Genomic DNA, 20,585 nt, shown 5'->3' with positions numbered 1-20,585 from the left:
TCGCATAAGCAACAGCTTCGTCGATTAATGAAGCATATTGTGGTAATTGGGAAGCGCTTAATACAAGTGATGGGTTTGTTGTCGCATCTTCTGGTTGGTATTTTTTGATTGCTTCGATATCACCAGTATCTGCTACAACCACAGTCATTTTACGTAGTGCGTCGAGTTGAGACATGAATTTACTCCTTTATTGTGTCTTGTGTCTGAAAAAACTCACTCATGGTATCACATAAAAGAATGGAATGAGTAGTCAGTTACATGGTAATTATTGCTATCATTCAAACTAATCAATTATTCAATACCAAGCTCTTGCCAAATTTGATCAATTCGCGCGACTACCGCAGGATCTTTCTTAATCGGTTTGCCCCATTCTCGTTGTGTTTCACCTGGCCATTTATTGGTTGCATCAATGCCCATTTTGGAACCTAAACCTGCAACAGGTGATGCAAAATCCAGATAATCAATAGGCGTATTCTCAACTAAAGTAAGATCACGAGCAGGATCACAACGCGTAGTGATCGCCCAAATCACATCTTTCCAATCCCTTGCATTCACATCATCATCACAAACAATGACAAATTTTGTGTACATAAATTGGCGTAAAAACGACCAAACGCCCATCATTACTCGTTTCGCATGACCTGCATATTGTTTTTTCATTGTCACCACCGCTAACCGATAAGAACAGCCTTCCGGCGGTAAATAGAAATCAACAATCTCAGGAAATTGTTTTTGTAAAATCGGAATAAAGACCTCGTTTAACGCCTCACCTAACACTGCTGGTTCATCAGGTGGCCGACCAGTATAAGTTGAGTGATAAATCGGATCTTTACACATCGTAATATGGGTGACGGTAAAGACAGGGAAATACTCCTGCTCATTGTAATAACCTGTATGATCGCCATATGGCCCTTCCAATGCCTTTTCTTCAGGATCAATATAACCTTCTAATACGATCTCTGCGCCAGCAGGAATTTCCAAATCACAACTTAATGCTTTTGCCACTTCTGTTTTATTGCCACGCAACAATCCAGCAAAAGCATATTCAGACAACGTATCTGGAATTGGCGTTACCGCACTTAAAATCGTTGCCGGATCCGCCCCTAATGCTACTACCACTGGGAATTTCTCACCTGGATGCACTTCCTGCCACTCTTGGAAATCTAATGCACCGCCACGATGAGAAAGCCAACGCATAATCAATTTATTTTTACCAATCAATTGCTGACGATAAATTCCTAAATTTTGTCGTTTTTTATACGGCCCTTTGGTAACAGTTAATCCCCACGTAACTAATGGTGCAACATCATCAGGCCAACATTGCATAATAGGCAGACGATACAAATCAACTTCATCATCTTTCCATACCACATCTTGGCAAGATGGATGGTTAATCGTTTTGGTCGGCATATTTAACACAGGGCGAAATTGCGAAATACTGTTGAACAGATCTTTAAGCCCTTTTGGCGGTTCAGGCTCCTTCAGAAATGCCAATAACTTCCCTACTTCACGCAATGCACTCACATCTTCTTGCCCCATTCCTAAGGCTACACGTCTTGCAGTACCAAATAGGTTACAAAGCACTGGCATAGCAAATCCTTTAGGGTTTTCAAACAACAACGCCGGACCACCTTTACGCAAAGTTCGGTCAGCAATTTCTGTCATTTCTAAGTAAGGATCAATTTCATGGGAAATACGTTTCAGTTCCCCTTGTTGTTCAAGCAATGCAATAAATTCGCGTAAGTTTTTATATTTCACCCTATTGTCCTCTTATGCCAGCACTATCCACGCCAACAATAATGCCAAAATAAAACGATAAATCGCAAAAGATACAAACGAAATCTTACCGATAAGATGTAAGAACGTTCTAATCGCTATCATTGCAACAATAAATGCTGTGACAAAACCAACCGCAAACATTGGTAAATCACTCATAGAAAGGAATGGTAAACTCTTATACAGATCCAAGCCTGTTGCACCAATCATCATTGGCACTGCTAAGATGAAAGAATATTCCGCCGCAGCTTTTTTACCAACTCCCATTAACAAACCACCAGAAATGGTTGCACCAGAACGCGAGAAACCTGGAAATAAAGCTAAACATTGAAATAGACCAATCGCAAAAGCTTGACGATAGCTAATTTGATCGACTTCTTCCGCGTACGCTTTTTGCGGTCTAAATTTTTCTGCCAGAATTAATAAAATCCCACCAGCCACTAAAGAACCAATCACATTATGAATATTGAATAATGCTTTAATCGAGGAATGAAAAACTAAACCCAATACCACCGCAGGAATCATTCCTAAAATAATATGGATTAAATTTAAATGCGGTTGGCTACGATCAACTTTCTCACCAAAATGAATACCAATTAGACCAAACATTTTGCGCCAATAGACAAAAATGACCGCTAAAATGGAACCCAATTGAATAATCACTTCGAAAGTTGCGGCTTTTTCCCCTTCAAAGCCAAGGAAATGCCCTGCAATAATCATATGTCCTGTTGATGATACAGGCAAAAATTCGGTTAATCCTTCAACACAACCTAAAATAAAGGCAATCAATAATTCTGACATCCAAATAATCCTCTAAACTGATTACGGCAACATTTTACCAAGCTGTTTACCGCCTACTAAGTGCATATGTAAATGAAATACTTCTTGTCCACCATGCTTATTGCAATTCACAATTAAACGATAACCGTCTTCGGCAATACCTTGTTCTTTGGCAATTTTCGCTGCTACCACAAAAAGATGTCCTAATACTTGTTCATCTTCAGCAGTCACATCATTAACGGTTGGAATAATTTTATTAGGAATAATAAGAATATGAGTTGGTGCTTGTGGTGCGATATCACGAAAAGCTGTTACCTGCTCATCTTGATAAACGATATCAGCCGGAATTTCCTTACGAATAATTTTGCTAAAAATGGTTTCAGTTGTCATAACACTTTCTCCTAAATAATAAAAAACGCCGCTTAGACAATACAATTATCTAAAATGCTCAAACCAATCGGTATTTATTATAAAAAAATTTTTTTTGTTATGCTTGTAAAAGCGTAGAAAACTTTAGATCATTGTTTAATAACACTTTTTTAACATCGTCAGCATACCTCTATTTAAAATTTGATCTGTATCAACTACAATGCAAAAGGATAAAATCTATCCATAAAATTACTATGTATTTTTTTCAAAAATTTTTATAATTACCGAAATTTTTTGAAAATATAAAATTTTTTTGAAAAAGGAAATCGTCTTTATGAAAGATGCGACAACAGTAGCACTGAATCCAACAGAAATGACAAATCTTGCGGAAGACGTTGCCGCTTATAAAGCACAAAAAAAACCTTTTCTATCCTTTGCATCAGGCATTTCTGCTGGCGCATGTATTGCACTAGCATTTGTTTTTTATACCACTACTCAAACAGGATTAAATAACGCCTCTTGGGGTCTAGCTAAATTGGTTGGCGGTTTAGTGTTTGCCCTCGGCGTGATTATGGTGGTTATTCTAGGGACAGAACTTTTTACTTCTTCTACTTTAACTATTACCGCAAAGGCTTCTGGTCGTATTACAACTGCACAGATGTTGCGTAATTGGTTAGTGGTTTATTTCGGTAACTTTGCAGGAAGCCTAATTATCGTCGCTTTAATTTGGTTTGCGGGTCAAACTATGGCAGCGGACGGGCAATGGGGTTTAACCATTCTTAAAACTGCACAACATAAAATTCACCATACTTGGTTAGAAGCATTCTCTTTAGGAATCTTATGTAACATTATGGTTTGTGTTGCAGTGTGGATGGCTTACTCTGGTCGTACTGTAACCGATAAAGCATTTATTATGATTTTACCAATTGGAATGTTCGTTGCTTCCGGTTTTGAACACTGCGTAGCAAATATGTTTATGATTCCAATGGGCATTATTACTGCTCACTATAGCAGTCCTGAATTTTGGCAGCACTTGGGTATTGATGCTTCACTTTATGCTGATCTTGATGTGTATCACTTTATTGTGAAAAACCTTATCCCAGTGACATTAGGTAATATTGTTGGTGGTGCGATTTGTATTGGCTTATTCCATCGCTTCTTAGCCAAAGCGCACTAAAGATTTATTTTTTATTATTCATTTAATGAAGGAAACGATTATGACTCAATTAACTGAGCAACAACAAAAAGCATGGGCTGGTTTTGAAGCTGGCGACTGGCAACAAAATGTAAACGTACGTGATTTTATTCAACGTAACTACACCCCTTATGAAGGTGACGAATCATTCTTAGCTGGCGCAACTGCAGCAACTACTAAGCTTTGGAACAAAGTAATGGAAGGTATCAAAGAGGAAAACCGTACTCACGAACCTCTTGATTTCGATACAGATATCCCTTCAACTATCATTTCTCACCCAGCTGGTTATATTGAGAAAGAGTTAGAACAAATCGTTGGTTTACAAACTGATGCTCCATTAAAACGTGCAATTATCCCGTTTGGTGGTATCAAAATGGTGGAAGGTTCATGTAAAGTTTATGGTCGTGAACTTGATCCACAAGTGAAGAAAATCTTTACTGAATATCGTAAAACCCACAACCAAGGTGTATTTGATGTTTATACTCCAGATATCTTACGCTGCCGTAAATCTGGTGTGTTAACTGGTTTACCAGATGCTTATGGTCGTGGTCGTATTATCGGTGACTACCGTCGTGTTGCACTTTACGGTATCGACTTCTTAATGGCTGACAAATTCAAACAATTTACTTCACTACAACCTCGCTTAGAAAGTGGCGAAGATTTACAAATGACTATCCAATTACGTGAAGAAATTGCTGAACAACATCGTGCATTAGGCCAAATCAAACAAATGGCTGCAACTTATGGTTGTGATATTTCTGGTCCAGCAACTAACGCAAAAGAAGCTGTACAATGGACTTACTTCGGTTACTTAGCCGCTGTTAAATCACAAAACGGTGCTGCAATGTCATTCGGTCGTGTATCTTCATTCTTAGATATCTATATCGAACGTGACCTTAAAGCAGGTAAAATCACTGAAGAACAAGCACAAGAATTAATTGACCACTTAGTAATGAAATTACGTATGGTACGTTTCTTACGTACTCCAGAATACGATCAATTATTCTCTGGCGACCCAATTTGGGCAACAGAATCTCTTGGCGGTATGGGCTTAGACGGACGTACTTTAGTTACTAAAAATACATTCCGTTTCTTAAATACCCTTTATACAATGGGTCCATCACCAGAACCAAATATGACTATTCTTTGGTCTGAAAAATTACCAGAAAACTTCAAACGTTTCTGTGCAAAAGTTTCTATTGATACTTCTTCTGTTCAATACGAAAACGACGATTTAATGCGTCCAGACTTCAACAACGATGACTATGCGATCGCTTGCTGCGTAAGCCCAATGGTTGTTGGTAAACAAATGCAATTCTTCGGTGCTCGTGCAAACTTAGCGAAAACTATGCTTTACTCAATCAATGGTGGTATTGATGAGAAAAACGGTATGCAAGTTGGTCCAAAAACTGATCCAATCAAGACTGAATACCTTGACTTCGACGATGTAATGACTCGTATGGACAGCTTCATGGATTGGTTAGCAAGACAATATGTAACTGCATTAAATATCATCCACTATATGCACGACAAATACAGCTACGAAGCTTCATTAATGGCATTACATGATCGTGATGTATATCGTACTATGGCTTGTGGTATCGCTGGATTATCTGTTGCTGCTGACTCACTTTCAGCAATTAAATATGCGAAAGTTAAACCAGTTCGTGGCGACATCAAAGATAAAGATGGTAATGTAGTAGCGAAAGATGTTGCTATCGACTTCGAAATCGAAGGTGAATATCCACAATTCGGTAACAACGACAGCCGCGTTGATGAAATCGCTTGCGACTTAGTTGAACGTTTCATGAAGAAAATTCAAAAACTTAAAACTTATCGTAATGCAGTACCGACTCAATCTGTATTAACTATCACTTCTAACGTAGTTTACGGTAAGAAAACTGGTAATACTCCTGATGGTCGTCGTGCTGGTGCACCATTCGGACCAGGTGCGAACCCAATGCATGGACGTGACCAAAAAGGTGCGGTTGCTTCATTAACATCTGTTGCTAAACTTCCATTTGCGTATGCGAAAGATGGTATTTCTTACACCTTCTCAATCGTACCAAATGCGTTAGGTAAAGATTACGAAGCTCAAAAACGTAACCTTGCAGGCTTAATGGATGGTTACTTCCACCACGAAGCAACTGTTGAAGGCGGTCAACACTTAAATGTAAACGTAATGAATCGTGAAATGTTATTAGACGCGATGGAAAATCCTGAGAAATATCCTCAATTAACCATTCGTGTTTCAGGTTACGCAGTACGTTTCAACTCTTTAACTAAAGAGCAACAACAAGACGTTATTACTCGTACCTTTACCCAATCTATGTAATGTAGATTCTCTTAACTACATATCTTAAAGCTGTCCTTCGGGGCAGCTTTTTTCTTTCTCCGTTGTCTAAATACCACCTGAAATTACACAAAATGCAAAAAAATTAGCATTATTTATATGAAACATAATGCGTTTTCTGTTTTTGTTAAAGATGCTGGTCAAGCGATCATTATGCTTGTTAGACTGTCAACAGTATCAAACACAACAACAATAGGGAAAACAACTATGTATGACTTAACACTTTTATTTGAAAAAATTAAACAACGGGATCCTGGTCAAGCACCATTTCATCAAGCAGTAGAAGAAGTATTCAGTAGTCTAGCTCCATTCCTTGCAAAAAATCCTAAATATTCACAAGATAGCCTTTTAGAACGTATTGTTGAACCAGAGCGTATTGTAATGTTCCGCGTTTCTTGGGTTGACGACCAAGGTAAAGTTCAAGTAAATCGCGGTTATAGAATTCAAATGAATTCCGCAATTGGTCCATATAAAGGTGGTTTACGTTTCCATCCAACTGTTGATCTTGGCGTTTTAAAATTCTTAGCCTTTGAACAAGTATTTAAAAATGCACTCACTACCTTGCCAATGGGCGGTGGTAAAGGTGGTTCAGATTTTGATCCTAAAGGTAAATCTGATGCTGAAGTGATGCGTTTCTGCCAAGCCTTTATGACGGAATTATCGCGTCACATTGGTGCAGATCTTGATGTTCCTGCAGGCGATATTGGTGTCGGTGGCCGCGAAATTGGTTATCTATTTGGTCAATATAAACGTGTACGTAATGAATTTGCTTCAGTATTAACCGGTAAAGGCTTAGCTTATGGAGGAAGTTTAATTCGTCCTGAAGCAACTGGCTATGGCACAGTATATTTTGCACAGCATATGTTAAAAACTCGTGGTCAAAGTATTGAAGGTAAACGTGTTCTTATTTCTGGTGCAGGAAATGTTGCACAATATGCGGCAGAAAAAGCGATTCAGTTAGGGGCAAAAGTTCTGACTATGTCAGATTCTAATGGCTATGTAAAATTCCCGGATAGTGGTATGACGGAAGCACAACTTGCCGCTTTAATTGAATTAAAAGAAATTCGTCGTGAACGTATTGCGGTTTATGCGAAAGAACAAGGTTTAGCTTATTTTGCTAACCAAAAACCTTGGTCTGTTCCTTGTGATGTCGCGCTACCTTGCGCTACCCAAAATGAACTCGATGCAGATGATGCAAAAACCTTATTACAAAATGGCTGTATTTGCGTAGCAGAAGGCGCCAATATGCCATCAACTCTTGGTGCAGTAACTGCATTTATTGATGCGAAAATTCTATATGCTCCAGGAAAAGCGAGTAACGCCGGCGGTGTTGCCACTTCAGGTTTAGAAATGAGCCAAAATGCTATTCGCCTTTCTTGGTCAAGAGAAGAAGTGGATCAACGCTTATTTGATATTATGGCAAACATCCATGAAAACTGTGTTGCCAACGGTAGTGAAAGCAGCGGCTATATCAACTATGTAAATGGCGCAAATATTGCTGGTTTCCGCAAAGTAGCAGATGCAATGTTGGCTCAGGGTATTGTTTAAAAAGAATTACTTGTCTATTAAAAAGCCCTTGTGTATCTCACAAGGGCTTATGTTTACCAATAACGACGATGAAATAATGGTCTGCCTAAATCATAAGGTGGATAATCTTCATAGAATTGTCTTTCAATTTCCATCTGTCTAATTTGCTGTTCTGCCATATAATTTTGTAATGCCAATTTATAACAAGCTTGGAACATCGGATCATTCACTTTTTTGGTATATTCTGCTTTAAACTCTTTTTGCTGTTTTTCAGTTAAACCAATATCTTGATCAAAATGACGTTTCATCAAATACGCTGTTTCTTCATCACATTGTTTTGCTAGAGAAACCTGTAATGCTTGTTGCTGACGAACTTTCGCCTCTTCCCTTGCTCGTTGTTCTTCAGGAGATAAAGCACAGCTGGCAAGTATCATGATAGAAATAAAGATAGTTAATACTTTAGTCATAACGGTTATCCATACTATTCATTATGATATTAAGCATACTACTAATCATTTCTGATGAATAGCTGTATTTTTTACTAAAATTTTTCTCTCTATTTTTCATTCAATTGCTAAAATATGTTTTTCACAATTAAAACACTACCAATAATAATCAAAAAACAATACACGATTTTATGATAATTAATATTAAATTTGTGCATCAATTGATAACCAAACAGTCCAACTAAAAGCCCAATACAAAATGCAGGAAATATTTTCATCACATATGATAAAACTTCTCCCGTCAAAAGATCCTTATACCAAAATCCAACTATAGCACCAATCATCTGTAACATAAAAAAAGATACTAAAGTTGCTTTTGTTTCATCATTCGTCCAAGGCATCATTGAAGTATATGCAATCACTGGAGGGCCTGCTTCACCTACACTTGCTCCCATTGAACCAGAAAGAAATCCCATAAATAAACTAACTGGGTACGATTCTTTCTTAATAAGGCTTACTCTAGAAAAAAGAGAATATAAACTTGATATAACTAATATTATTCCCATAGTGACTAAAATCACTTCTGATGGTAAGTATTTTAATAAATTAGCGCCTAGCAAAGATCCCGGTAAAGATCCTATAAATAAAATAATTGTTACTTTCCATTTAATATGATTTTTCATTTTCCATACGATTGGAAAAGTTACTAGCCAGCCAAAAATACCTGCGATTGGAATTGCTAATTTCACATCCAGACACATAGATAATAGAGGTACAGACACTAATGCTAAACCAAATCCCGTTAATCCTTGAGTAAAACTTCCTAAAAAAATAATTAAAGAGATTATAAGAATATTATCAATCATCATAAAATTCCTCTTTAACTTCTAATATCAAAAGAAAATATTGTTTTTTGAACGTAAACCATATTAGGTTCTAATAATGTACTAGGAAAATGACAATAGTTAGGACTATTTGGGAAATGTTGAGTTTCAAAACAAATACCATCAAATGAGTGATAAATATAATTTTCTTTTCCAATCCACTTTTTATTAGATAATTTTGAAGCATTATAAACTTGAACGGCAGGCTGTGTAGTTATCACCTGCATTACTCTTCCACTAACTGGTTCATAAAGTTCTGCTGCTTTCAAATATTTGTCAAAAGATATATCACCACGCAAAATAAAATTAGTATCAATTTCTTTATTTGGTAATTTTTCCATATTTTTACTAATCATCGTCAAATTAGTAAAATCTAGACCTGAATCTTTTACACTCCTAATTTCACCTGTAGTAATTATTTTATCTTTGACAGGAGTATAAAAATCACTAAACAACTTCAAATAATGACCAGATATATTTCCTTTATTATGACCCAATAAATTATAGTAAGTATGATTAGTTAAATTAATAATTGTTGTTTTATCAGTTATTGCGGAAAAATTAAGAAAAACATTATTATCTTCATCCAAACCAATAGTATGACTAACCAATAAATTTCCTGGGTAACCTGATTCACCATCAACAGACACTCTGTGGAAATGAATCATAATTGATCTTTCTTTATTCTCTATATCATATGCCCAAATATATTTATCAAACCCTCTAATACCTCCATGAATATGTTGTCCTGTCGTTTCCTCATTATATTCCAGATCATATTGAGGATTTTTTATAAAAAATTCACCTTGTTCAATACGATTAGCATATCGCCCTACTACAGCACCAAAAAAAGGATGCTTTACTAAATATTTTTCTAAACAATCATAACCAAGAACAATATCATCAAGACAACCATGCTTGTCTGCCATAATCAATGAGGTAATTATGCAACCATAATTCATAACACTAAGAGTTGTACCTCTATTATTCGATAATGTAATCAGATCAACACGTTCTTTATTAATATGTCCAAATTCTTCTATATACAATTTCATATATCCCACTCCCTTACCACCTAAAAATAAAAGTACTTAATCATTCGATTAAGTACTTTTAAAAATTTATTCCTTATCAAGAAGCCCAGCAGCGAGAGCTGGAGCTAATCCTGGAGTTAAAGGAAGTCTAGGAACTAACAAACAATGCATTAAATGATAAATATCTTGTTTACCATCCCACACTTTACTAGAAGCTTTATTATGTATATCTAATTCTTGCCACCATGAACCTGTTTCATAATCAATAAGATAAGTCCTACAATAATCCCAAAACTCCTGATAATATTTTTCATATGTACAGTCTTTTGTAACTGAATATAATGCATACGCTGTTCCAATTGCTTCTACAATTACCCAACGGATTCTTTCTCTTACAATTGGTTTACCATCCCAATCTACTGAATAAACAAACCCTGGGGCACCATCCACTGACCAAGCATCGCGAATTCCTGCAGCAAATAAATTTTTCGCATCTTCAAGCAACCATTCAGGTGTATCTGCATTAATTTTTAATAATGTAGCTCGTAAATGTAACATCAATCTACCCCATTCAATCCAGTGGCCTGGAGTACCGCCAAATGCTCTGAAGTGGCTTGCTGGATTATCTTTATTATAATCTCTTATAGGTTTCCAAGATGGGTCAAAATGTTCATTTACTCTATAATGATTATTTCTAGCAACATCATGAATAATAACAGATGCAATTCTTAATGCTCTATCTAACCATTTTTTATCTTTTGTTGCTTCATACACAATGAGGAATGCTTCTACGGCATGCATATTAGCATTCCCACCTCTATATTGTTCTGTTTCAGTGAAAGATTCGTTCCATGATTCTAAGCACATTTGCTCTTCTTCACTCCAGAAATACTTTTCTATAATATCAATCGCATCATTGAGTAATGCCTGTGCCTTAGGATGCCCAGTGAATGTAGCACTCGCCGCACCTAACAATACAAAGAAATGCTGATAACCTTGTTTTGAGGAATCAATAACACCATTATCATCGACATTAGCATACCAACCCCCATAAGTTTTATCACGTAATACGCCATTCAAAGCATTAATACCATGCTCTACCAATTGATATGCCCCTGGTCTCCCCATTAATGCCGCTAAAGAATAAACGTGCAACATACGTGCAGTAATCCACAATTGAGTACCCATTTCCTTTCGAATTTGTCCGTTATTTCCAATCCAACCAAATCCAGTTGGAACAACAGACTTGTAACCAAATTCAAAAATACGATCTAATTCATTTTCTAACCAACGATTATGCGCTGCAGTTTTTATCCATTTCATACAATTATCCTTTTAACTGTTACTTAATATTTACAATATTCTTAAACAAATCACCCCAAGCACTATTTTTCCGATAAAAAATAGGTGGTTGTCCTATTGGTGCAGGTACAGTGATATATTGTCCACCTTGAATTTGTTGCCCATTCCAAACATATACCCAAGTTTCTTTAGCTGGTAAGTAGACTTTCCACTCAGTAACTCCTTGTTTATGTACTGGCGCAACAAGTAATTCAGAACCATACATATATTGATCTTGAATATCATACGTATTTAAATCGCTCTCAAAATGAACAAATAATGGTCTTTGAACAGGATATCCTTTTTCAAAAGCTTCATTAACTAACGATTTCAAATAAGGAACTAAATGTTTATAGATCTTCACCATCCTTGCCATATGACATAAAGTGCTTTCATCTTGATCAAATTGGAAATTTTCATCAGGACGATTGCCTTCATGGGTTCTCATCACAGGTGTAAATACAGCCATATCAATCCAACGTTCGAATAGTTCTTTAGTTCTACGCAAACCAAATAAACTGGTATAACCACCTATATCACTATGATGATATGCATTACCTAATAAACCTGCTGATAACGCACCACAAATCACCGTATTCAAACCATCATGTCTAGAAAAATCTACGCATTGATCACCTGCCCATAGTAAAGGACAATAACGTTGTGAATTAGTGAATCCTGATCTCATGAAAAAGATCACTTCTCCCTCAAGTCCTCTCTCTTGAAGAGCTTCACGATTCACAGAAGCCCATAAAGTTGGCCATGCATTATGCATTAATACTGCATCCACATGATTAGTTAAATAAATATCTTCTGTAGGTAGATACTCCCCAAAATCAGCCATCCATCCAGAAATACCCAAATCAAGTAAATTCTTCTTAAGAATTTCATTCTTAAACCATTCTCGAGTATCTTTTTTAGTAAAATCGAGAACCCCACAAAAGAACTCACCAAAGTCTACTAAAGCAACCTCGTTTTTAGCATTTAATGCAAATAATCCCTTTTCCTTAGCTACTTTATATAGTTCCCCATCTTCACAAAGATATGGGCTTACATATGCTAAAAATCTGATATTCTTGTCACGTAACTCTTGAATTTTTTTATCTAAACGAGGATAGCGTTTCTTACTCCATTCCCAATTCCAGAATAATCTTTTCCCAAAGCTTGTTTCCCGGATTCCTGCCCAGTCTTCACACCATAATCCAGCAACAGGTATTTGATGATTTAGAGCATTTTCCAAACGAGAAAACGAATTTTCCTCGCCACCTTTCAACCCCAAAATAATACCGTTATAGATCCACTCTGGTAATTTTGGTTGACGACCAAAACGTAAACTTAATTTTTCAATAAGTTTTAAAAAGGTGTCTCCAGCATAAATCTCAATCGATTCAGGCACTTCCCATATCATCAGTTCATGATAGAAATCGTGGCTAAAATCAAAATCAGAGAATGCGGTGGTATTTACATGAAATGCATAATGATAAGACGATAAAAAGGTAGGTTGAGGATAATTAGTGTGATAGTAATCACCTCCAGCTTTATTATATTTATCAGATAAAAATGTAATCTCAGTATTTTTATCTCTTCCTACGCCAGGTTCAGATGTCCATAAAGGGAAATTTCTACCCTTTAAATTAAAATAGGACATTTGTTCACCACATCCCCAAACTTTTTCATCAGGATCTGAGTTCAGTTTCACCCAAAAACGATTGTAACTAGATAGGTTTTGCTTAATATTCAACTGGATATTTTCACTATCTGTTAATGAAAACGTAATATTTAAGATAATTGGAGATCTGTCATTATAGGAAAATCCAATCTCATTATTTTTTATCTGTACTGCACATAGTGGTATTCTTTCAGTAATATGATCTTTAATATCAAAATTTCCCCGATAAGATGCTATTTTTTCCACACCAGTACCAATAAAAAAAGCTGGATATTCAGAAGTATGTTTAATCAAAACATGTTCATTATGTTTGATAATGAAACCATTCTCTATCAGTTCGAGTTTCATATTAACCTCTCTAACTGGATTGTTTATCTTGATGCCATAATTTCATCAACGATATTTCCTAAATTCTGTAAAATTGGAACTGAAATATCTCTCAACATCAATTCTGTATCAGGTAACCCAACAATAGACGACCATACAGCTCTTCCTGCTAAAAATCCTGATGCTCCCGCTTCCATAGCAATTCTAACTGCTCTAGGGAATAAATTTGGCGCTACCCCAGAAGATAAAATCACCCAAGGCATATTGATGTTTTCATTTAATCTTTTCGTTGCATCTAATAAAGTAGAATAATCACCATTTCCACATAATGGCATCTCACCTTTATATAAATCTGCCCCACTATCACCCAACTCTTTTGCCGCAGCAATAATTGCTTTTTCACGATCAAATTTATCACCAATTCTTGGAGGACGAACGACTGGCTCAATAATGCTAACTAATCCTGCAGAATGACAAATAGCATTAAATTGTTTCACCATTTCCAATCTTTGTTCTTTATCTTCATCTTCTCTCCATAGAACAAGAAGTTTTAAAGCTTTCCCGCCGTTCTTCTTAACTTCCATAGCATCAATTTCATCATCAAGACAAACTTGATCTACAGGAATACCATTTCCTGGAATAAATTTATCTTTAGCTACAATCATTGAAGAACATTCTGATATAGCTTGTTGTTCTACTACTTGTTTATAGCTAAATTGATTATCTACTAAAACAGCCGAAGCATAAGGAGATAAAATTTTTGCAGCTTTCACTTTGAAATCTGTCAACTCTTGATCTGTAATTTTTCTATGAAACTTACTTTCAAACATCAAACGCATAGCCTCTCGTTGATCAACAGCGAGCATAGCAAAACCACCTGATTTTCTAGCTATATCTTTTACAGAATAATTTGTCATAACCATATCCTCTCTATTATTTATTCAATCCAGCACATTCACGAACATGTTCTAAAATTGCAGTCCAATCTTGTCTACCTCTTCCTTTTGCTCTTGCTTGGCTATAAATTTCTCTAGATGCACTTCCCATAAATAAAGGAACATGCAATTTATTAGCAACATCCAGTGCTAAACCTAAGTCTTTATGGGCTAAATCAATCATAAATGCTGGGGATAAATCACCTTTCAAAACTTTATTTGGCCAAGTTGTAGTAAAATGACCTTTATTAGCAGGGGTTCCTGCCATTACCGACATCGCTGTACTAAGAGGCAATCCTAATGCTTCACATAATGTTGCTGCCTCTGCTGATAATGCATTTAATGCAATACTCATAAAATTATTAATTAATTTCACTCTAATACCTTTACCTGGACCACCAGCATTAATAATTTCTGATCCCATACAAAGTAAGACAGATGAGGCCCTATTCACTTGCTCATCTGTTCCACCAGCTAAAATAAGCAATGTTCCTGAAATAGCATTATCAGATGTACGCCCTACTGGAGCATCCATAAATTCAATATTTTTACAACTTAGCTGTTGTCTAATTTCATCACTTTCTAAAGGATGAATCGTTGACATATCAATAATTAATGCCTGACTAGATACAGATTCAATTACACCATCTTTTCCAAAAATAACTTCTTTAACCAATTGCCCATTTGGCAACATAGTGATAATAAATTCACTATTCTCGGCAGCATCTTTTGGATTATTTGCGGCAAAGGCCCCTAACTCCTCTAATTTCTTTACAGGTTCTCTATTTAGATCATATACCTTCAAAGTATGACCTTTTTTTAGTAAATTACTTGCCATAGGAAATCCCATTTGTCCCAGGCCAATAAATGCAATATTTGACATACAAACCTCTTTTATTTTCGTTTAAGTTCGTTTTATATCATATTTGTTTTTTTATGTAGAAAAAGTGATCTGCGTCACTTTTTTTAATTTTTATTTATGCAAAACTTAAAAAACAATTCATCAAAAACAAAAAAAAGGAACATTTATGAGTAAAATTGCATGTATTGGTATTGCCGTCCAAGATAGAATTTATTATGTAGATCATCTACCTAGTGCTTCTGGAAAATTTGTTGCTCATAGCTATCAAGAAGTTGGAGGTGGCCCAGCTGCCACAGCTGCGGTTGCTATAGCAAAACTAGGAAATGAGGTAGATTTTATTGGTAGATTAGGTGACGATACTATTGGAAAGTCTATTATTTCAGAACTCAATAACTACAATGTTAATACGGATTTAGTAAAAATTTATCCACAAGCTCAATCATCACAATCAGCAATACTAGTAGATCATACCGGTGAACGACTTATCCTTAATTATCCTAGCCCAGACCTACTAACTACAGAAGAATGGTTAAATCAAATTGATTTTACTAATTATGATGCAATTTTGTGTGATGTTCGTTGGCATGAAGGAGCTTTGTTCAGCCTAAGAAAAGCAAGAGAACTAGGCATTCCTAGTATCTTAGACGCAGACACAACTCCACAAGACATTACTAAATTAGTTGAATTAGCTGAATATGTTATTTTCTCTGAGCCAGGACTAAAAAAATTAACATCAGAAGCTAATATTGATACAGCTCTAAAAAAAGCAAGTCTAATTTGTTCTCACAATATTTATGTCACTCAAGGAGAAAAAGGCTGCTCATATATCAAAGAGAATACTATTCACCATTATCCGGGATTTACAGTGGATGTTATTGATACTACTGGAGCCGGAGATGTTTTTCATGGCGCTTTTGCATTTGCAGTAGCAAACAAATTACCATATGATAAACTCATACCATTCGCAAATGCAGTCGCAGCATTAAAATGTACTGCTCCTGGTGGAAGACAAGGCATTCCGACACTTGATCAAGTTAACAGTTTTTTACAATACAATCGTATAAGTTAGTATTACTGAGGCTGTATATAATATTTAATTTCCAATCTAAAAGGTAATTTATGGATTACATAGAATTAACTGGAAATCCTAGACACGACAAATTAATAGCACTAGTCATGTCTAATGGCTATATAAGTAACGAAGAACTCGCTAGCACACTTAATGTAACAACACAAACAATCAGACGAGATATACGTATTCTAAGTAAAGATGGTTTTATATCTCGTCATCATGGAGGAGCTGGTAGAGTTTCTAGTATTCAAAACACAGAATTTTCTATTAGGGAAACTGCCCATATTGCTGAAAAAACAGCTATTGCTAATGAAATTGTTAAACATATTCCTGATGGTTCTACTCTTTTTATGACTATTGGTACTACTACAGAATTCATTGCTAAAGCTTTAGAAATCAAAAATAACCTACGAATTATTACTAATAGTTTAAGAGTAGCCAACTTGTTATATCGAAATAAAAATTTTGAAGTAATTACTGTTGGTGGCATGTTACGTTCACACAATGGGGGTATCATTGGACCTAGTGTGGTATCTTTCATCAGTAGTTTTAGAGCTGATTTTTTAATCACTAGTGTTGGTGCCATCTCTATCGAAGGAGATCTTCTTGATTTTGATATCAATGAAGTTGCTGTTGTAAAAGCTATGATTGCGAATTCTAAAAAGAAAATTATTGCTGTTGATCATTCAAAATTTCATACTTCAGCTGCTGTAGAAATCGACTCATTAAAGCAAGATATGATGTTATTTACTGATCAAAAACCCCCATCATCTCTCCTTAGTGTAATTAAAGAGTGTAAGGTTGAACTCTATATTGCCAAAAGCCATTAACAATACATGAAGAAAACACCTGTTCAGGTGTTTTCTTTTATCAAACATTTTACCCTTCTCATTTATTCTCTTTTATTCGTTTATCCTATTAAAAATATCCCAATAAAAAACAAAATGATCAAAAATGATAAAAAACGAAAACAAATTTATCTATTTGTGAACTTAATCACGTTTTTTTATTTCTTTTCATTGTAGGATTATTATCGAAATTTATTCATACTCGCAGTACATACCATGAATAAATCATACTTTTCGTATCTCTATAAATAAGGAATCAGATTATGTTCTTAAAACGCATATGGGAATTTCTTAACAAGATCAACACACCTATAGCTAGATGTGGTGAAAAAATTGCAGGGATATTGCTCTGCAGTATGACTATCATTGTTTTGTTACAAGTTCTCTTTAGATATTTATTAAATGCCCCGCTAAATTGGACGGATGAGTTATCTTGTTTTTTAATGATTTATATGACTTACCTTTGTATGCCTCTTATTTATCTACAAGATAAAAATATTTCTATGTCATTTTTATTAGAAAAAATTAATGATACAAGGTTATCTCATATAATTTTAGTGTTAATCCACCTTATTGCACTTTGCTTATTTATTATATGGATATACTTTGGTTACTTATTTTTCCTTAAAGGAAATGTAATGGCTAATAGTTTACCTATAAAAATGTATTACATTTATATAGCGCCACCAATTCTATTCACTATTACGATACTTTCTGTACTTCAAAAAATTATTTATGAATTAGATCAATTTATAAATTTCAAACAATTAGCCAATCATTAAGGATGGTGAATTATGATTTCTCCTGTATTTATACTATATTTCCTTATATTACTCTTAATCGGTGTACCAGTATTATTTTCTTTAGGACTATCTCCTGTAATAGCATTATTCCAAGATGATAAAATCTTATTCATCAATATGTTATATCAACGCCTATATTCTGGGTTAGATAGCTTCTTATTATTAGCTCTTCCTTTCTTTATGTTAGCTGGAGAATTTATGGTTAATGGTGGTATCACTACTAGGATCATAACTTTCTCACAAACAATGGTTCGTCATATGAAAGGAGGTCTAGGCCATGTAGTGATTTTAGCAGCAACATTATTTGGCGCCTTAACAGGCTCTTCTGTAGCAGCAACATCCGCTATTGGTAATATGCTAATCCCTGAAATGGAAAGATACAAATATAATCGAACTTACTCTGCAGCTCTTACTGCAGCGGCTACAGTTTTAGGAACTATCATTCCACCTAGTGGTATCATGTTGATCTATGCATTTGTAATGAATACTTCCGTCGCAGCTATGTTCATGGGAGGTGTTATTCCTGGAATTATCTTTTGTATTGGATTAATGATAGTAAATCATTTTCAAATGAAAAAATATCCAGAAGTTGAACAATTTGAACGAGCAACTAGAGAGGAAAGAAAAGCTGGTTTTAAAATGGCTATTTTACCATTACTCACACCAGTCATCATTCTAGGTGGTATTTATGGTGGTATCTTTACTCCAACTGAAGCTGCTGCCGTTGCAGTACTTTACGCACTCATTCTATCTCTATTTGTAATGAAAAATTTAAAGATCAAAGATATCTTTCCAATGTTTTTTAGAGTTGCTGTAAGTGCATCAGCTATATTAATTATTGTAGCAGCGGCTAGTGGGTTTGCATCAGCAGTCAGCTTATCTGGCGTAGCCAATAAAATCACACAATTCTTATATTCCATAACTGACAATAAATATATCTTATTCTTTATCGTTAATATCTTCTTATTCATTGTTGGAATGTTCCTTGATGCAGGTCCAGCTATTTTAATTTTCGCACCAATCTTAGCACCAATTATGACCAATGTTGGTATAGATCCTGTACACTTTGGTGTTGTGATGGTATCTAACTTATCTATCGGTTTAGCAACTCCACCAATGGGATTAGTTTTATTTGTTGCTTCTGGCGTATCAGGCGTTCCTCTACAAAAGATATCAAAAGCAATAATTCCATTCTTATGTGTTGAATTCTTTATTATCTTCTTAATGTCATTCTTCCCTGCTTTAGTAATAGGGCTACCACAATTATTAGGGCTTATGTAACTTAATGTAATATACCTGGAGGTATTACTTATGAAACACACACACAAACTTTTATTAATTTCTTCTTTAATGGCTTCGGCTTTTGCTTCTGCAGCAGAATACAAATTTACAGTACCTATTGTCACTAATATTGATAGCTATAATTACCAATCATTATTAGTATTTAAAAATATTGCAGAATCACATTCTAATGGAGAAATTACAGTTGATATTTATCCTAGTGGCCAACTATGTGGTAATGCCAAAGAGTGCCTAGCAGGAGTCCAATCTGGAATGTTTGATTATTTCCAAACTACCGTATCTGAGTTAGCTAATTATTGGCAACCAATTGAAACTTTTGATTTACCATATTTATTACCAGATGACCGTACAGCAGAATGCGTTTACGATAACCCTGAATTTATGGCAGATGTACGTTCTAATTTATTAGCCAAAACTCAGAATTTAAGATTAATGATGATTTCCAATTCTGGTGGATGGCGCAACTTTGCTACAACAAAAAAATCTATTCATAATCCTAAAGATATTAAAGGATTAAAATTAAGAACTGTACCAGCAGCTGTTCAACAACAATTGGTAAAAACATTAGAAGGAGCACCAACACCAATTGCTTGGCCTGAAGTATATACTGCTTTATCTACAGGCATGGTAGATGGAACTAAGAATAGCATCGTAGATATCGTTCAAATGAAACTCAATGAAAGCTTAAAATATATCATCTTAGATGGACATGGTTATATGGGTGGAGCTTGGGTAATGAATAACGATAAATTTAATTCATTACCAGATCATTTGAAAAAAGTAGTTATTGACGCCGTTGCTGCACAAAATCAATATTTAAGAGCTTATCCAAAATGGAAAGAATTTGAAGCTTATGAAGAATTCAAAAAGACAGGTGGTAAAATTTATAACCCATCTGAACAAGAAAAAGCAGAATTCAGAGCAGCAACAAAACCAATCCTTGATTCTTATATGAATTCAGGTGATGCCGAACATAAAAAATGGTTAACTATCTTTGAAAATCAAGTGAAAAGCTGTGAAGCAAAAATTAGTGACGAAGATAAAGCTGCATTAAAATAATAC

The 20,585-nt window shown here is 35.2% G+C and carries 19 protein-coding genes; 8 read left to right on the top strand and 11 right to left on the bottom strand.

All coding sequences use genetic code 11. From position 1 onward, the window contains the following. The 4 genes from QS62_RS03795 to hinT all read right to left on the bottom strand — a co-directional run. The coding region (locus QS62_RS03795) for a transaldolase family protein (protein WP_330997958.1) at window positions 1-175 on the bottom strand (175 nt) is incomplete at its 3' end. A 116-nt stretch (window positions 176-291) separates the two neighbouring features. Continuing rightward, a complete protein-coding gene (ubiD, locus tag QS62_RS03790) occupies window positions 292-1,758 on the bottom strand; it encodes a 4-hydroxy-3-polyprenylbenzoate decarboxylase (RefSeq protein WP_066106139.1) in 1,467 nt (488 codons plus the stop codon). 12 nt (window positions 1,759-1,770) lie between these two features. Next, the gene (gene bacA, locus QS62_RS03785) at window positions 1,771-2,577 is read right to left on the bottom strand and encodes an undecaprenyl-diphosphate phosphatase (protein ID WP_066106136.1); all 807 of its coding nucleotides are present in this window, start codon (window positions 2,575-2,577) and stop codon (window positions 1,771-1,773) included. Window positions 2,578-2,598: 21 nt separating this feature from the next. Further along, on the bottom strand, window positions 2,599-2,946 hold the full coding sequence (gene hinT / locus QS62_RS03780) for a purine nucleoside phosphoramidase (protein WP_066106134.1): 348 nt from the start codon (window positions 2,944-2,946) through the stop codon (window positions 2,599-2,601). A 313-nt stretch (window positions 2,947-3,259) separates the two neighbouring features. Here hinT and focA point away from each other — a divergent pair, with 313 nt between their 5' ends. The 3 genes from focA (at window position 3,260) to gdhA (ending at window position 8,021) form a co-directional block, all read left to right on the top strand. After that, window positions 3,260-4,102 (top strand): formate transporter FocA, encoded by an 843-nt coding sequence (gene focA / locus QS62_RS03775; protein WP_066106132.1) that lies wholly within the window; start codon window positions 3,260-3,262, stop codon window positions 4,100-4,102. A gap of 40 nt (window positions 4,103-4,142) precedes the next feature. Beyond that, window positions 4,143-6,455: a formate C-acetyltransferase gene (gene pflB / locus QS62_RS03770; RefSeq protein WP_066106129.1), complete on the top strand. Its 2,313-nt coding sequence runs from the start codon at window positions 4,143-4,145 to the stop codon at window positions 6,453-6,455. Between the two features lie 225 nt (window positions 6,456-6,680). Next, window positions 6,681-8,021, top strand: a complete 1,341-nt coding sequence (gene gdhA / locus QS62_RS03765; RefSeq protein ID WP_066106171.1) for an NADP-specific glutamate dehydrogenase — start codon at window positions 6,681-6,683, stop codon at window positions 8,019-8,021. 53 nt (window positions 8,022-8,074) lie between these two features. Here the strand turns inward: gdhA and QS62_RS03760 are convergent, their stop codons facing one another. From QS62_RS03760 to yihU, 7 genes are all read right to left on the bottom strand, one after another. Beyond that, window positions 8,075-8,467 (bottom strand): hypothetical protein, encoded by a 393-nt coding sequence (locus QS62_RS03760; protein ID WP_066106126.1) that lies wholly within the window; start codon window positions 8,465-8,467, stop codon window positions 8,075-8,077. A 107-nt stretch (window positions 8,468-8,574) separates the two neighbouring features. Further along, window positions 8,575-9,315 (bottom strand): sulfite exporter TauE/SafE family protein, encoded by a 741-nt coding sequence (locus QS62_RS03755; RefSeq protein WP_197496257.1) that lies wholly within the window; start codon window positions 9,313-9,315, stop codon window positions 8,575-8,577. An 11-nt stretch (window positions 9,316-9,326) separates the two neighbouring features. Further along, entirely contained in the window at window positions 9,327-10,385 is a 1,059-nt protein-coding gene (locus QS62_RS03750) for an aldose epimerase family protein (RefSeq protein WP_066106120.1), read from the bottom strand. 66 nt (window positions 10,386-10,451) lie between these two features. Further along, the gene (locus QS62_RS03745) at window positions 10,452-11,687 is read right to left on the bottom strand and encodes an AGE family epimerase/isomerase (RefSeq protein WP_066106117.1); all 1,236 of its coding nucleotides are present in this window, start codon (window positions 11,685-11,687) and stop codon (window positions 10,452-10,454) included. A gap of 19 nt (window positions 11,688-11,706) precedes the next feature. Continuing rightward, the gene (locus QS62_RS03740) at window positions 11,707-13,722 is read right to left on the bottom strand and encodes an alpha-glucosidase (protein ID WP_066106113.1); all 2,016 of its coding nucleotides are present in this window, start codon (window positions 13,720-13,722) and stop codon (window positions 11,707-11,709) included. 23 nt (window positions 13,723-13,745) lie between these two features. After that, complete coding sequence (locus QS62_RS03735) at window positions 13,746-14,618, bottom strand: aldolase (RefSeq protein WP_066106110.1); 873 nt, start codon at window positions 14,616-14,618, stop codon at window positions 13,746-13,748. Window positions 14,619-14,634: 16 nt separating this feature from the next. Next, a complete protein-coding gene (gene yihU / locus QS62_RS03730) occupies window positions 14,635-15,519 on the bottom strand; it encodes a sulfolactaldehyde 3-reductase (RefSeq protein WP_066106108.1) in 885 nt (294 codons plus the stop codon). Window positions 15,520-15,664: 145 nt separating this feature from the next. On the opposite strand from yihU, the gene QS62_RS03725 reads away from it, so the two are divergent. The 5 genes from QS62_RS03725 to QS62_RS03705 all read left to right on the top strand — a co-directional run bounded on the left by QS62_RS03725 (window position 15,665) and on the right by QS62_RS03705 (window position 20,582). Next, on the top strand, window positions 15,665-16,567 hold the full coding sequence (locus tag QS62_RS03725) for a sugar kinase (protein ID WP_066106105.1): 903 nt from the start codon (window positions 15,665-15,667) through the stop codon (window positions 16,565-16,567). Window positions 16,568-16,617: 50 nt separating this feature from the next. Continuing rightward, window positions 16,618-17,400: a DeoR/GlpR family DNA-binding transcription regulator gene (locus QS62_RS03720; RefSeq protein WP_066106102.1), complete on the top strand. Its 783-nt coding sequence runs from the start codon at window positions 16,618-16,620 to the stop codon at window positions 17,398-17,400. A gap of 281 nt (window positions 17,401-17,681) precedes the next feature. After that, the gene (locus tag QS62_RS03715) at window positions 17,682-18,200 is read left to right on the top strand and encodes a TRAP transporter small permease (protein ID WP_066106099.1); all 519 of its coding nucleotides are present in this window, start codon (window positions 17,682-17,684) and stop codon (window positions 18,198-18,200) included. A gap of 12 nt (window positions 18,201-18,212) precedes the next feature. Further along, window positions 18,213-19,502, top strand: a complete 1,290-nt coding sequence (locus QS62_RS03710) for a TRAP transporter large permease (RefSeq protein WP_066106094.1) — start codon at window positions 18,213-18,215, stop codon at window positions 19,500-19,502. Window positions 19,503-19,532: 30 nt separating this feature from the next. Then, the gene (locus QS62_RS03705; RefSeq protein ID WP_066106091.1) at window positions 19,533-20,582 is read left to right on the top strand and encodes a TRAP transporter substrate-binding protein; all 1,050 of its coding nucleotides are present in this window, start codon (window positions 19,533-19,535) and stop codon (window positions 20,580-20,582) included. Window positions 20,583-20,585 lie beyond the last annotated feature (3 nt).

This window comes from Gallibacterium salpingitidis (assembly GCF_001678495.1).
Classification (GTDB): Bacteria; Pseudomonadota; Gammaproteobacteria; order Enterobacterales; family Pasteurellaceae; genus Gallibacterium; species Gallibacterium salpingitidis.
The sequence above is the reverse complement of the archived record's forward strand: the minus strand, read 5'-3'. Positions and strand labels throughout refer to the sequence as shown.

Excerpts from the sequence above, each read along its gene's own strand:
- bacA (WP_066106136.1), bottom strand. The coding sequence starts at position 2,577 with ATGTCAGAATTATTGATTGCCTTTATTTTAGGTTGTGTTGAAGGATTA.
- hinT (WP_066106134.1), bottom strand. The coding sequence starts at position 2,946 with ATGACAACTGAAACCATTTTTAGCAAAATTATTCGTAAGGAAATTCCG.
- focA (WP_066106132.1), top strand. The coding sequence starts at position 3,260 with ATGAAAGATGCGACAACAGTAGCACTGAATCCAACAGAAATGACAAAT.
- pflB (WP_066106129.1), top strand. The coding sequence starts at position 4,143 with ATGACTCAATTAACTGAGCAACAACAAAAAGCATGGGCTGGTTTTGAA.
- gdhA (WP_066106171.1), top strand. The coding sequence starts at position 6,681 with ATGTATGACTTAACACTTTTATTTGAAAAAATTAAACAACGGGATCCT.
- QS62_RS03760 (WP_066106126.1), bottom strand. The coding sequence starts at position 8,467 with ATGACTAAAGTATTAACTATCTTTATTTCTATCATGATACTTGCCAGC.
- QS62_RS03755 (WP_197496257.1), bottom strand. The coding sequence starts at position 9,315 with ATGATGATTGATAATATTCTTATAATCTCTTTAATTATTTTTTTAGGA.
- QS62_RS03750 (WP_066106120.1), bottom strand. The coding sequence starts at position 10,385 with ATGAAATTGTATATAGAAGAATTTGGACATATTAATAAAGAACGTGTT.
- QS62_RS03745 (WP_066106117.1), bottom strand. The coding sequence starts at position 11,687 with ATGAAATGGATAAAAACTGCAGCGCATAATCGTTGGTTAGAAAATGAA.
- QS62_RS03740 (WP_066106113.1), bottom strand. The coding sequence starts at position 13,722 with ATGAAACTCGAACTGATAGAGAATGGTTTCATTATCAAACATAATGAA.
- QS62_RS03735 (WP_066106110.1), bottom strand. The coding sequence starts at position 14,618 with ATGACAAATTATTCTGTAAAAGATATAGCTAGAAAATCAGGTGGTTTT.
- yihU (WP_066106108.1), bottom strand. The coding sequence starts at position 15,519 with ATGTCAAATATTGCATTTATTGGCCTGGGACAAATGGGATTTCCTATG.
- QS62_RS03725 (WP_066106105.1), top strand. The coding sequence starts at position 15,665 with ATGAGTAAAATTGCATGTATTGGTATTGCCGTCCAAGATAGAATTTAT.
- QS62_RS03720 (WP_066106102.1), top strand. The coding sequence starts at position 16,618 with ATGGATTACATAGAATTAACTGGAAATCCTAGACACGACAAATTAATA.
- QS62_RS03715 (WP_066106099.1), top strand. The coding sequence starts at position 17,682 with ATGTTCTTAAAACGCATATGGGAATTTCTTAACAAGATCAACACACCT.
- QS62_RS03710 (WP_066106094.1), top strand. The coding sequence starts at position 18,213 with ATGATTTCTCCTGTATTTATACTATATTTCCTTATATTACTCTTAATC.
- QS62_RS03705 (WP_066106091.1), top strand. The coding sequence starts at position 19,533 with ATGAAACACACACACAAACTTTTATTAATTTCTTCTTTAATGGCTTCG.